This is a genomic window from Bacillus cereus group sp. BceL062, assembly GCF_051780025.1.
Taxonomy (GTDB): Bacteria; Bacillota; Bacilli; order Bacillales; family Bacillaceae_G; genus Bacillus_A; species Bacillus_A toyonensis.
Genome location: NZ_JBPWGY010000010.1, coordinates 81,252 through 94,645 on the forward strand (window position 1 = coordinate 81,252; position 13,394 = coordinate 94,645).

Sequence of the window (13,394 nt, forward strand, 5' to 3'; positions counted from 1 at the left end):
ATGTTATAATACATATTTGAGATGAGAAAAATAATAATAATTGTATAGAGTGAATTTAGGTATAAGTTATGGAGGTTCTAGATGTTAAGGGAAAATAGTACAAGTAATAAATTTGAAAATTTTCTATTAATCTTTATTTTGTTGCAACCCATTTTAGATTTGCTTACAGCATTTTGTATAATGGTTTTAAAAATTGATACGACTATTGGAGTTATTACACGTTTATTCGTTATGCTTCTAGGTGGGATATATATTTTAATTCAAACAAAGAAGAGAGAGAGTATAAAATATATATCGTATATAATTCTAGTTGGAATTGTTTTCACTATTGGGTTAATAAATAATAAATTTACAAAGAACCCTATGGTGTTTACAGAAGAAGTTAAGTTTATAGCAAAAGCTTTATATCCGTTTGTTATGCTTACTTGTTATGTGTTTGTTTTTAAATCTTTAAAAGAAAAAAGACATTCAAAAATGCTTGAATATATTACGTATGCATCGTTAATCATAGGAATAGTAATGGTAGTTTCGATTGCAACGGGAACAGATTACAATAGTTATACGTGGTTGAAATTGGGGTCTCGTGGTTGGTTTTATGCAGGTAACGAGCTAGGATCTATTTTAGCCATCATGTGCCCAATTGTTATTCTGTATTCAATTGAAAAAACAAAAAGTATAGGTAAAGTATATTATTGGATTCCTTCAGTTTTAGTTGTCTATTCACTATTTGCAATTGGAACGAAGGTTGGTGTAGGAGCCATCTTTGTGGCAATGGCTATTGCAGTTGTTATGTGCTTTATCCAGGCATATACACAGCGTAAAGATGGAAAGAAAAATGTCTATTTATTAAATGGTTTTATTGCAATGACTGTTTTTGTAGGCATAATGGCATATACACCTTTTTCGCCATTCATGAAAAACATGGGATTCCATTTCCAATTTATTGAACAGCAACAGAGTGCGAAAAATGAAGAGAGAAAGAAAGAGGAAGCGAAAGAGCATAAACCTCCAGTGACAGAGAAAGAAAAGGAACAAGAAAAAGAAAGAGAGAAAGAAAAAGAGAAAGAAAAAGTAGCTGAGAAAAAGGAAGAAACTCAAGCTATTATTTTTAGTGGGCGTCAAATATTTGAGCAAATGTATAAAGATTTTTATAAGGAAGCCCCAATGTCTCAAAAATTATTAGGTATGGGTTATGCTGGTAACTATAAAGCAGATCCGAAATTGATTGAACGTGATTTTCATGATTGGTTCTATTCATTCGGAATTATAGGATTTATTTTACTGGTAGTTCCGTTCGTATACTTTGGCATTAAATTCATCGCATGTGTATTTACTAAGTTTAAACAAATATTTACAGTGAGGTACGCAATGGTAATTGCAGCGATCCTATTAGGATTAGGTATCTCATTTATCGCTGGGCATATTTTAATGGCACCTGGAGTAAGTTTTTACTTAGTATTACTCATGGCATATTTAATAGTTGACTTGGAAATTGAATGATAGAAAAATAAAAGCTAGCATATGTTAGCTTTTATTTTTGTTATAGTAAATAAAAATAAAAATGGAGGATGTAAGAAATGAAAGTGTTGCATATTAATGCTGGTGCAGAAGAAGGTGGGGGGAAAACACATATTATTTCACTCTTATCTCAGTTTCCACAGAAAGAAGTGGAATTAATGGTATTTGAAGAAGGGGCGATTGCTAGAGAAGCGAGGAACCTTGGTATTCAAGTACATGTTTTTACTCAGTCATCTCGGTACGACCTATCAATTCTTTCAAAAATAAAATCATTTATTAATGAAAATCACTTTGACATTGTGCATACACATGGCGCACGAGCGAATTTCTACCTCTCCCTCTTGAAAAAAGGTATAAAAGCGAAATGGATAATGACCGTTCATAGTGATCCAACCTTAGATTTTATGAAGGGGGGATTAAAAGGATGGGTATTTACGAAATTAAATTTACGTTCTTTCAAGAAAGTAGATTTGTTTTTTGCAATTACGGAAAACTTTAAGGAAAATATAATAAAGCTTGGGGTATCAGAAGAGAAAATTTGTACAATTTATAATGGAATTGAGTATGATAATATTCCAGCAAAGGCTTATGATAAGAGTGAATTTGGTATCGATGAAGGAGTATTTACAGCGATCCAAGTAGCTCGTCTTCATCCTGTTAAAGGACATAGTATTTTATTTGAAGCGTTACAAAAAATTAAAATCCAAAATATAAAGATACTTTTGCTTGGTGATGGACCTATAGAAGCAGAATTAAAAGCTATGGTGAAACAAAAAAACTTAGAGGATAAGGTGATTTTTCTAGGTTTTCGTACAGATTCAAAAGAATTATATGCATCTGCACACATTAATTTGTTAACTTCTTATAGTGAAAGTTTCCCTCTTGTTTTATTAGAAGCAGCCAATCAACGCTTAACATCGATTGCAACAAATGTGGGGGATATGAGAAAGCTAATAGTTGATGATACATATGGATGGATTGTACCGATTGGTGATGCAGATTCGTTAGCAAAATCATTAGAAAATGCTTATGAAAAGTGGTTGAATGGGGAATTAGAAGAGATGGGAAATCGTTTATATGATTACGCATCTACTCATTTCTCACTAAAGAATTTGTATGAAGATACTCGTAGTGCATATAAAAAACTTTTATTGAAATAGAGAGGATATTTAATTATGGCAGTACAAACAGTTGATATTCTAGGCGTTCCTTTCTCTACAATGACAATGGATGAAACAGTCCAATATTTAAAGGAACAACTAGAATCGGAGCAAAATGATACCTTTCAGGTAGTAACAGCGAATCCTGAAATTGTTATGTGTGCAAAAAAGGATGAAAAGTTCCATAAAACATTATTAAATACAGATTTAATTACACCTGATGGTATTGGGGTTGTAAAAGCAAGTGGTATGCTTGGTACACCTGTAAAAGAGCGTGTAGCAGGTTTTGATTTAATGTGTAATTTGTTTGCGAAGTTATCAGAAGAGAATAAACCAGTATCCGTTTTCTTATTAGGAGCAAAACCACATGTTGTACAAGCTGCAGCGGATCATTTAAAGAAGACATATTCAGCTGTATCTATTGTTGGTACGCAAGATGGGTATTTTAAGCAAGAAGAAGAAGAGAATATCGTTTCTCGTATTCAAGAAGCAAAACCAGATCTACTACTTGTTGCACTTGGTTTCCCAAGACAAGAGAACTTTATCCAAAACAATAAGCATCGTTTAGAAACGAAAATGGCTGTTGGAGTAGGTGGAAGTTTAGACGTATGGGCGGGAGAGGTAAAACGCGCACCAAAGTGGATTCAAGCGATTCATTTAGAGTGGTTTTACAGGTTATGTAGTAATCCAACACGCTGGCGTCGTCAGTTAGTATTAGCGGAATTTTTAAAAGAAGTAATGCGTTCAAAAAAGTAGCGAAATCTCGCTACTTTTTTTTGTTGATTTTTGATAAATATTTTAAATTTTGGGAATGATGAAGGAGAATTTTTTACACGAAAGTATTTTACTTATGTAATTCACACATGTAAAATGATGTGTAAAGACACCTGTGTGAGGAGGACTTCTTGTGGGCAAGGTAAAAGAAATTTCGAAGCGAAAGCTACTTGGCATAGCGGGGCTTGGATGGCTATTTGATGCAATGGATGTTGGAATGCTTTCATTTGTAATGGTGGCACTCCAAAAAGATTGGGGATTAAGTACGCAAGAAATGGGATGGATAGGTAGTATTAATTCAATTGGTATGGCAGTAGGAGCGCTCCTTTTTGGGATACTATCGGATAAAATAGGCCGAAAATCAGTCTTTATTATTACATTATTACTATTTTCTATCGGTAGTGGTTTAACTGCTTTAACGACGACACTCGCGATGTTCCTCGTTTTAAGATTTTTAATTGGTATGGGGCTTGGCGGTGAGCTTCCGGTTGCCTCTACACTAGTATCAGAGAGTGTTGAAGCACATGAACGAGGTAAAATAGTTGTGCTATTAGAAAGTTTTTGGGCAGGTGGCTGGCTAATTGCAGCTCTTATCTCATATTTCGTTATTCCGAAATATGGTTGGGAAGTTGCGATGGTGTTGAGTGCGGTTCCGGCACTATATGCTTTATATTTAAGATGGAATTTACCAGATTCTCCGAGATTTGAAAAGGTCGAAAAAAGACCGTCTGTTATCGAAAATATAAAGTCAGTTTGGTCTGGAGAATATCGTAAAGCTACAATTATGTTATGGATTTTATGGTTTTGTGTTGTCTTTTCCTATTATGGAATGTTCCTTTGGTTACCTAGTGTAATGGTATTAAAAGGATTTAGTTTAATAAAAAGTTTCCAGTACGTACTTATTATGACATTAGCTCAACTTCCAGGGTATTTCACAGCCGCTTGGTTTATTGAACGTCTTGGGCGAAAGTTTGTTTTAGTTACGTATTTAATCGGTACAGCGTGCAGTGCCTACTTGTTTGGAGTTGCAGATTCATTAACAGTTTTAATCGTGGCAGGCATGTTACTATCCTTCTTTAATTTAGGTGCCTGGGGGGCATTATACGCTTATACACCTGAACAGTATCCGACAGCTATTCGTGGTACAGGTGCAGGAATGGCGGCCGCATTTGGCCGTATTGGTGGTATTATTGGCCCGTTATTAGTAGGCTATTTAGTTGCTGCACAAGCTTCACTTTCGCTAATATTTACGATCTTCTGTGGATCAATTTTAATTGGAGCATTTGCTGTAGTTATACTTGGGCAAGAAACGAAGCAACGAGAATTAGCGTAAAAGGAAAGGGGGGACCGAGGTGGTTTCCTTTTTTCTGTTTTTTTAGATAAATAATGGTATAGTAAGAAAAAGGGATTGTTTCTTATTAAAGAGAATGTATACAACAGGACATACGGACAAAGGAATTAGGTGGTTGGATAAATGAAAATTTTACTTATCATGGAAGAGGCAGAAGAGCGAAGGAAATTAGTTGAGAACTTTACTGAGAATATTCGAAATATAGAATGTTTTGAAACGAATACAGGAGCAGAATCTTTGTTAATAATGAAAAAACATACACCAGATTTTGTTTTTTTAAGTTCGCAATTAATAGATGGTACTGGTTTTGAATATGCGAGTTTATTACGAGAAGTAAATTGCTATACGAAATTTATTTTTATGGGTGAGGATATAGAAGAATCCATTACAGCATTTCGTTTTCAAGCATTTTATTATTTATTACGACCATTTCGTGAAGAAGATTTACAATTTCTTTTATATAGAATGGGTAAAGAGCAAGGAGAGAGAGCAAAGAGTTATTTGCGAAAACTACCGATAGAAGGTCAAGAGGGAATTAGATATGTTTTCCCAGAAGATATTGTATATGTGAGTAAAAATAAGGAGAATAAGACGGTTTCAATTTATACAACAAATAATCAGTATATTTCAACATATACACTTCAAGAATTGGAAAATAAACTAAATGTATATGATTTTTTACGTGTGCATAAAAGCTATTTAATTAATATGTCATATGTACAAGAACTGAAACCATATTATAACGGCACGTATAATTTATATTTAGACAGGTATGATGAGCAACCGATTCCAGTCAGCCGTAATTATGTAAAGCGCCTTCGAAATAAAATTGAATTATAGTAGGTAATGAGAGTATTTTAACATGATAAACTAAAAATCCTTCATGATAAGGAGGATTCAACTTAAATATTCAGAAAATTTAGTACAATCTCCACTAAGAAGTAGTATTGGGGGGATTGTATGTGAAGACGTTGAAGTCGATTTTACTTTGGGGGGTTATTACGGCAGTAGGAGCAGGTGCTTTTGGTGTAATAGCTTTATCACAAGGTGAAACTATTAATGCTGTGTGGCTCTTAGTAGCTGCAGTATGTGTGTATGCAGTTGCTTATCGATTTTATAGTAGATTTATAGCGAGAAAGGTTTTTGATTTAGATAATAATCGGCAAACGCCAGCCCATACATTGAATGATGGAAAAGATTATGTTCCGACAAATAAGTGGGTATTATTCGGGCATCACTTTGCAGCAATTGCTGGGGCAGGGCCTTTAGTAGGACCTATTTTGGCAGCACAGATGGGATATTTACCAGGGACAATTTGGATTATTGTCGGGGTAGTGGTCGCTGGAGCTGTACAAGATTTTGTAATTTTATTTGCTTCGATGAGACGTAATGGTAAATCGTTAGGTGAAATGATTAAAGATGAGATAGGCCCTGTGACTGGGCTCATTGCCATGATAGGTATTTTAGGCATTATGATTATTTTATTAGCAGTATTAGCATTAGTTGTAGTAAAGGCACTTATCGGAAGCCCTTGGGGAATGTTTACGATAGCGGCAACGATTCCTATCGCTATTTTAATGGGAGTATACATGCGCTACATTAGACCTGGCCGGGTTGGTGAAGGATCGGTAATTGGTATTATTCTACTTATTCTATCTCTTATTGGAGGTCAGTATGTAGCTGAAAACCCAACGCTTGCAAGTATGTTTACGTTTAGTGGTGAAACAATTGCTATTATGCTTATCGTATATGGATTTATTGCATCGGCATTACCAGTTTGGATGCTTTTGGCACCGCGTGATTATTTAAGTACATTTTTAAAAGTAGGGACAATTGTTGGATTGGCAATCGGTATTTTAATTGTAGCACCAGATTTACAAATGCCAGCAGTTTCAAAATTTATCGATGGAACAGGCCCTGTTTTCTCAGGTAACTTATTCCCGTTCTTATTTATTACGATTGCCTGTGGGGCGGTGTCTGGATTCCATGCGCTTGTTTCATCTGGTACGACGCCAAAAATGATTGAGCAAGAGGGGCATGCACAGCCAATTGGTTATGGAGCAATGTTGATGGAGTCGTTTGTAGCGGCGATGGCTATGATTGCGGCTTGTGTATTAACACCAGGAACTTATTTTGCAATTAACAGTCCGGCAGCACTTATCGGTACGGATGTATCTCAGGCGGCCCAAGTTATTTCTTCATGGGGATTTGCTATTACACCAAATGAATTAAAAAATCTTGCTGTAAACGTTGGAGAACAAACGATTTTATCACGTACAGGTGGCGCACCAACGTTAGCGATAGGTATGGCATATATTTTCTCGCAAGTAATAGGTGGGACCGCAATGATGGCATTTTGGTATCATTTTGCCATTCTTTTTGAAGCACTATTTATTTTAACAACGATTGATGCAGGAACGCGTGTCGGTCGCTTTATGATTCAAGATATTTTAGGACATGTATATAAGCCGTTTGCAAAAACAGATTCTACATTAGCGAATGTAATAGCTACAACGTTATGTGTATTAGGCTGGGGATATTTCTTATACCAAGGAGTAATAGATCCACTTGGTGGAATTAATACATTATGGCCATTGTTCGGTATTGCAAACCAAATGTTAGCGGGTATTGCATTATTACTTGGGACGACAATTTTATTCAAAATGGGGAAAAAGGTGTATGTTTGGGTGACACTTATCCCGACTGTCGGATTGTTAATTGTAACAATGACAGCTGGTTATCAAAAGCTATTTCATGAAAATCCAAAAATAGGATTTCTATCTCATGCAAAGGTGTTTCAGGGAGCATTAGATGAGGGGAAAGTGTTAGCTCCAGCTAAAAATGTCGCTCAAATGAAACAAATTATTTTCAATGATTATATCGATGCCGCACTTTGTGGGATTTTTATGATAGTTGTAATCGCCGTATTAATTTCTGCAATTCGAATTTGGATTCAAGTATTAAGAAATAAGCCGATGCCGTTAAAAGAGGCACCATATATTCCTAGGGATGAAAGTGAGTCGAGGAATTATGCTTAAAAAACTACGGCAAGTATGGGGTAAAAGGAAACAGTTTATTAGTTTACTTGTAGGGGTACCAAGTTATGAAGCATATGTGGAGCATATGAAAAAGCATCATCCAGAAGAAGAGATTGTATGTCAGAAGCAATTTTTCGCTGAGGCGCAAGAAGCTAGATTTAATGCGAAAGGCGGCAAGATATCACGTTGTTGTTAATAAAAGAGGGACGAATCTTCGTCCCTTTTTTATTTTTTGCTGTTTCACGTGGAACAGCAAAAATAAATAAAAAGCTTTGGGAATTATAGGGAGTTCGTATACAATAAAGTAAGGAAAGGGATAGACGAAAAAGTAGGGAGATTATTTTATGTTAAGGGATTTATTTGTAAACACAACAATCATTCTTTCCTTTATCTTTATTGGAGGTCAGCTTTTAAGAGATAGTCCGTTAAAAGAAGGATTCTCTTTCTGGCAGAAATGTGTAGTAGGTATTTTTACTGGAATATTAGGTATATTACTAATGCATTTTGGTGTACATATTGAAGATATTATGTTGGATCTACGCTATCTAGCTGTTATTTTAGCAATTATAGTTGGAGGACCGATAGCTAGTAGTATAACAGTTATTATGATTTTAATTACAAGGATAGTTTTTACTGAGTACTCTTTAGCCTCTGAATTGGCTTGCTATACAATTGTATTAAGTGGAATTGGTGTTATCTTTATTGCAAGAATGCAAATTTCCATTATATTAAAGTTGATATGGTTACACGTATACTGCCTTTCTATTTTAGTAGTACCGATGTATATATTATTTAACGATATATCTGTAGTTGTACTGTATTTAATTTCAAGTATTACTACAGGCTACATAACATTCGTAAGTGCAAACTATGTTTTACAATCCAATGAGCTATTTCAAACGATGAAGCAATACGCAACGATAGACGCATTGACAGGTTTAGGAAACGTAAGGCAGTTTGATCTAGAGATGAATCATCATATTGGTAATAAACACATGGAAAATGATTCACTTTGTTTGCTACTTATAGATATTGATCACTTTAAGTATGTAAATGATACGTATGGGCATCCGGCAGGAGACGAAGTGTTAAAACAAATAGGGTGTATTTTAAGAGGAATTTCAACATTTCCGGATTTGGTTTTTCGAAAGGGTGGAGAGGAATTTGCACTTTTGATACCGCAGAAGGGACTATCTTATGGTATTCATCTTGGGGAACAAATCCGTATAGCTGTTGAAAAACATTCATTTCAATTGTTAGATGGAACGAAAATAAAAATCACAGTGTCGGTAGGGATTTCAGAGTATAAAGGATCACAGGAACAGCTTATTCAAGCGGCTGATGACGCGTTATATTACTCAAAAAGAAATGGTAGAAATCAGGTCAATTCTGCATCTTAAAGGTAAGATGACCAGAAGATGTAAAGTTTATTAAAAAAAACACCCACAGAGGCAACGTATTAGCTCTGCGGGTGTTTTTATTTATACGCTAGACAAGCTCTTTCGGTGCAACGAATTTACGATATGCACCATGATGAGTTGGTCCTACGTATTCGTTAATCTTGAATGAGTAACGAATAGCAGCTGTGATAAATTCTTTAGCAGTTTTTACTGCTTCTTTCACAGATTTTCCTTTTGCAAGTTCTGCTGTAATTGCAGCAGAATATGTACAACCAGCGCCGTGTGTGTTGGTAGTATCAATTTTTTCTGATTCTAGAAGATCGAATGTTTCTCCGTCATATAGGACGTCGATTGCAGTTTCTGTACCTAGTTTACTACCGCCTTTAATTAGGACGTATTTAGCACCTAAAGCGTGGATTTTCTTCGCTGCTTCTTTCATGTCCTCAAGAGAATTAATTTTCACGCCGCTTAATTGGTAAGCCTCAAATAAGTTTGGTGTTACAACTAATGCTTTTGGAACTAAAACGTCACGTAAGCAATCATTCGTTTCAGGATGTAATGCTTCATCTGCGCCTTTACATACCATAACAGGATCAACTATTACGTTTTTGAAATTATGCTTTTCAATTGTTTCTGCAACCATTTCAATAATTTCTACTGATCCAAGCATACCCGTTTTTAAAGCATCTACGCCAACACCTTCAATTGTTGTTTCTAATTGTGGTTTTAATGTAGAAGCTGGGATTGGGAATACGTTATGTGCCCAACCGTTATGTGGATCCATCGTTACGATCGTCGTAAGAGATGTCATTCCATATACGCCAAGTTCTTGGAATGTTTTTAAATCTGCTTGTATACCAGCACCGCCACTTGTATCAGAACCAGCGATAGTAAGTGCTTTATTTAATGTCATTATGAAATCCCCCTCAAGTGATATAATGAAAACTATGTTTTCACCATTATATCAATGTTACGAATAAGTACAAAGTGAAAAGTAGATGATTTACTTTAGAGGCGATTTAAAATCTTGTATGTAGGAGATTGAGCATGTTTCGAGATAATCGTACAAATGAATTAGTTATATTAAAAGAAATTGCAGAAACACTAAATACATCAAATGATACATATCATGTATTGCAAGCGGTGCTAGAAAAATTGCTAAGTGTAACAGGTTTGACGACAGGATGGATCTTTCTTGCGGATGAAAATGGGAAGTATACGAAGTTGATCGATTACCAGTTACCAGAGGCGCTGACATATGAAAACAAACGCCCAATGTGTGAAGGTGAATGTTGGTGTTTACGTGGATTTGTAGATGGGAAATTAGAACGAGCTGTTAACATTATTGAATGTAAAAGAATTAATAATGCAATTGAATACAATTGGGGAGATACAGAAGGAATTCTTCATCATGCTACAGTTCCTTTAAAAGCAGGAGGAGAAAAGTTTGGCTTATTAAATGTAGCGAGTCCAGGTAAAACACATTTTTCAGAAGAAGAATTAGTATTGCTCCAATCCGTTGCTTTCCAAATTGGGACGGCTTTAAAACGAACGAAATTATATGAAAATGAAAAACGAAGAGCACATTATTATGTGAAATTGGAACGTTTTATTCAAGATTTAAAAACAATTCATAGGTTTAATGTATTACCTGAAAAAGTTGTAAATCACGTAGGTGAAGTATTTCAATGGAATCAAGTGGCGTTTTTTATTAGAGAAGAAAAAGAATTATCTTTGCGAGCGTCTTTTAGTCAGGAAGAGTTACAAGAAGATGTAAAAGAAGCGGCAAAGAAGGCGCTAGTAAAAGGTGAATCGGTTCTTTTAAAACGTCAAATTGGTCATAATGTACATCTAAATGGAGCTGTTATTGCTACGCCAATACATATTCAAAGCCATGTATTTGGTGTTTTATGTGTAAGTTTAAATAATGGAGAATTTGATGTGAATACAATAGATGTAATCCAAGCGCTATCGAATCATATTTCGTTGATAATAGAGAATTTAAGATTAAACGAGCAGCGTCGTGAACTTGTACGAATGGAAGAAAGAAATCGATTAGCAAGAGATTTACATGATTCTGTTTCACAGAAATTATTTTCATTAACCTTTATGACAAAAGGTGCTGAGGCAGTTTTAAAAGGTCAAAACGAAAAAGTGGATCGATCTTTGCATGACATGCGTGAACTAGCGCAAGGGGCATTAAAAGAAATGAGGACATTAATTTGGCAGCTTCGTCCGGCAGGATTAGAAAAAGGATTATTACCTGCTCTAAAGCAGTACGGTGAAAACTTAGGATTGAAAATTAGGGAGCAAGTTACCGGTGTTCGTGACTTACCTCGTGTGGTAGAAGAGGCATTATGGCGCATTGGACAAGAAGCGTTAAACAATGTAAGTAAGCATGCAGGTGTAAAAGAAGCGACGGTTTATTTTACAGTGACTGAGAAAAATGTATCATTAGAAATAGTTGATCAAGGAAATGGCTTTGTAGAAAAAGATATAAAAGAGAAAAAATCACTCGGTATGACTACGATGCGTGAAAGAGTAGAATTAGTTAGTGGAACAATTAAAGTTGTAAGTAGCAAGAGACGAACGAGCGTAAAAGTAAATGTACCATTATGATGTGAAAATGAGGGAAGTTTGTGAAAATAAAAGTATTGTTAGTTGATGATCATACAGTCGTTTTAAAAGGGTTAGCATTTTTCTTGAGTACACAGGAAGATTTAGAGTTAGTTGGAGAAGCAAATAATGGGAAAGAAGCATTAGTGAAAGTAGGAGAAACAAATCCTGATGTTGTACTAATGGATTTATATATGCCTGAAATGGATGGCGTTGAGGCGACAGCTTGTATAAAAAATGAATATCCAGATGTGAAAGTAATCGTATTAACTAGCTTTTCTGATCAGGCACATGTTTTACCAGCATTAAAAGCAGGAGCAAGTGGTTATATTTTAAAAGATGTAGAACCGGATCAACTTGTTGAAGCTATTAGAAGCGCATATAAAGGTAATATTCAATTACATCCCGATATTGCGAGCACCCTTATCTCTCAAACATTGCCTAAAGAAGAGAGGGCAGAGGAACATTTCGTTCATGTAGATGTATTGACAGCAAGAGAAAACGAAGTGTTACAACTATTAGCAAAAGGGATGAGCAATAAAGAAATTGCCTCTGTTTTAGTTATTACAGAAAAAACGGTTAAAGCACATGTAAGTAGTATTTTGAGTAAATTAAACTTATCTGATCGCACGCAGGCAGCATTATATGCAGTGAAAAATGGGATTGTATAAGACGAAAGTCGTAAGACCTAGTTCGCCTTTAGGAGGTGGACTTTTTTTATGGAAAAATACGTCTATGTGAGGACGAAATTGTCTTGATATAAAGATAAAATATGTTTGTAAGCAACAAAACAACAATTACAAGGGATACCTTTTTTAAAAACATATAACAACGTAAGAGTGAGTATTAGGAGGAAGAAATAATGGCAACAGTTTTATTCGTAAAAGCAAACAATCGTCCAGCGGAACAAGCAGTTAGTGTGAAATTATATGAGGCATTTTTAGCAAACTATAAAGAAGCACATCCAAATGATACAGTAGTAGAACTTGATTTATATAAAGAAGAATTACCATACGTAGGCGTAGACATGATTAATGGTACATTCAAAGCAGGTAAAGGATTTGATTTAACGGAAGAGGAAGCAAAGGCAGTAGCAGTTGCTGATAAGTACTTAAATCAATTTTTAGAAGCTGATAAAGTTGTTTTCGGTTTCCCATTATGGAACTTAACGATTCCAGCAGTATTGCACACGTATATTGATTATTTAAACCGTGCTGGTAAAACGTTTAAATATACACCAGAAGGTCCAGTTGGACTTATTGGAGATAAAAAAATCGCATTATTAAACGCACGCGGTGGCGTATATTCTGAAGGTCCAGCGGCTGAAGTAGAAATGGCTGTTAAATATGTAGCAAGTATGATGGGCTTCTTCGGTGCAACAAACATGGAAACAGTGGTTATTGAAGGACATAACCAATTCCCAGATAAAGCAGAAGAAATCATTACTGCGGGTCTTGAAGAAGCAGCTAAAGTAGCAAGCAAATTTTAATTGAAATTATAATCGCCACTCAAAGAAACAGCATTAACATAAACGTTA

At 35.3% G+C, this 13,394-nt stretch carries 12 protein-coding genes; 11 read left to right on the forward strand and 1 reads right to left on the reverse strand.

Annotated elements, in window-relative coordinates; genetic code table 11:
* Positions 1 to 81: 81 nt before the first annotated feature.
* The 8 genes from ACS2MN_RS21910 (at position 82) to ACS2MN_RS21945 (ending at position 9,241) form a co-directional block, all read left to right on the forward strand.
* Positions 82 to 1,500 carry an O-antigen ligase family protein gene (locus tag ACS2MN_RS21910; RefSeq protein ID WP_000943144.1) on the forward strand — a complete coding sequence of 473 codons (1,419 nt, stop codon included), beginning with the start codon at positions 82 to 84 and terminating at the stop codon, positions 1,498 to 1,500.
* A gap of 77 nt (positions 1,501 to 1,577) precedes the next feature.
* Positions 1,578 to 2,678, forward strand: a complete 1,101-nt coding sequence (locus ACS2MN_RS21915; protein WP_000865926.1) for a glycosyltransferase family 4 protein — start codon at positions 1,578 to 1,580, stop codon at positions 2,676 to 2,678.
* Positions 2,679 to 2,693: 15 nt separating this feature from the next.
* Positions 2,694 to 3,434 carry a WecB/TagA/CpsF family glycosyltransferase gene (locus ACS2MN_RS21920; RefSeq protein ID WP_000290755.1) on the forward strand — a complete coding sequence of 247 codons (741 nt, stop codon included), beginning with the start codon at positions 2,694 to 2,696 and terminating at the stop codon, positions 3,432 to 3,434.
* Between the two features lie 151 nt (positions 3,435 to 3,585).
* Positions 3,586 to 4,785 carry an MFS transporter gene (locus ACS2MN_RS21925; RefSeq protein ID WP_000521084.1) on the forward strand — a complete coding sequence of 400 codons (1,200 nt, stop codon included), beginning with the start codon at positions 3,586 to 3,588 and terminating at the stop codon, positions 4,783 to 4,785.
* Positions 4,786 to 4,926: 141 nt separating this feature from the next.
* Positions 4,927 to 5,643 carry a LytR/AlgR family response regulator transcription factor gene (locus ACS2MN_RS21930; protein ID WP_088055794.1) on the forward strand — a complete coding sequence of 239 codons (717 nt, stop codon included), beginning with the start codon at positions 4,927 to 4,929 and terminating at the stop codon, positions 5,641 to 5,643.
* A 122-nt stretch (positions 5,644 to 5,765) separates the two neighbouring features.
* The gene (gene cstA / locus ACS2MN_RS21935) at positions 5,766 to 7,841 is read left to right on the forward strand and encodes a carbon starvation protein CstA (protein WP_088055793.1); all 2,076 of its coding nucleotides are present in this window, start codon (positions 5,766 to 5,768) and stop codon (positions 7,839 to 7,841) included.
* On the forward strand, positions 7,834 to 8,037 hold the full coding sequence (locus ACS2MN_RS21940; protein WP_000914411.1) for a YbdD/YjiX family protein: 204 nt from the start codon (positions 7,834 to 7,836) through the stop codon (positions 8,035 to 8,037). Before cstA ends, ACS2MN_RS21940 begins: the two co-directional genes overlap by 8 nt.
* A 148-nt stretch (positions 8,038 to 8,185) precedes the next feature.
* Positions 8,186 to 9,241 (forward strand): GGDEF domain-containing protein, encoded by a 1,056-nt coding sequence (locus ACS2MN_RS21945; protein ID WP_088055792.1) that lies wholly within the window; start codon positions 8,186 to 8,188, stop codon positions 9,239 to 9,241.
* Positions 9,242 to 9,329: 88 nt separating this feature from the next.
* On the opposite strand, the gene pdxK is transcribed toward ACS2MN_RS21945, so the two are convergent.
* Entirely contained in the window at positions 9,330 to 10,154 is an 825-nt protein-coding gene (pdxK, locus tag ACS2MN_RS21950; protein ID WP_000174244.1) for a pyridoxine/pyridoxal/pyridoxamine kinase, read from the reverse strand.
* Between the two features lie 134 nt (positions 10,155 to 10,288).
* Between pdxK and ACS2MN_RS21955 the strand changes: the two genes are divergently transcribed.
* From ACS2MN_RS21955 to ACS2MN_RS21965, 3 genes are all read left to right on the forward strand, one after another.
* The gene (locus ACS2MN_RS21955) at positions 10,289 to 11,860 is read left to right on the forward strand and encodes a GAF domain-containing sensor histidine kinase (protein ID WP_000488135.1); all 1,572 of its coding nucleotides are present in this window, start codon (positions 10,289 to 10,291) and stop codon (positions 11,858 to 11,860) included.
* A gap of 20 nt (positions 11,861 to 11,880) precedes the next feature.
* Positions 11,881 to 12,528: a response regulator gene (locus ACS2MN_RS21960; protein WP_000695809.1), complete on the forward strand. Its 648-nt coding sequence runs from the start codon at positions 11,881 to 11,883 to the stop codon at positions 12,526 to 12,528.
* 191 nt (positions 12,529 to 12,719) lie between these two features.
* Positions 12,720 to 13,346 carry an FMN-dependent NADH-azoreductase gene (locus ACS2MN_RS21965; protein ID WP_000246726.1) on the forward strand — a complete coding sequence of 209 codons (627 nt, stop codon included), beginning with the start codon at positions 12,720 to 12,722 and terminating at the stop codon, positions 13,344 to 13,346.
* Positions 13,347 to 13,394: the final 48 nt, after the last annotated feature.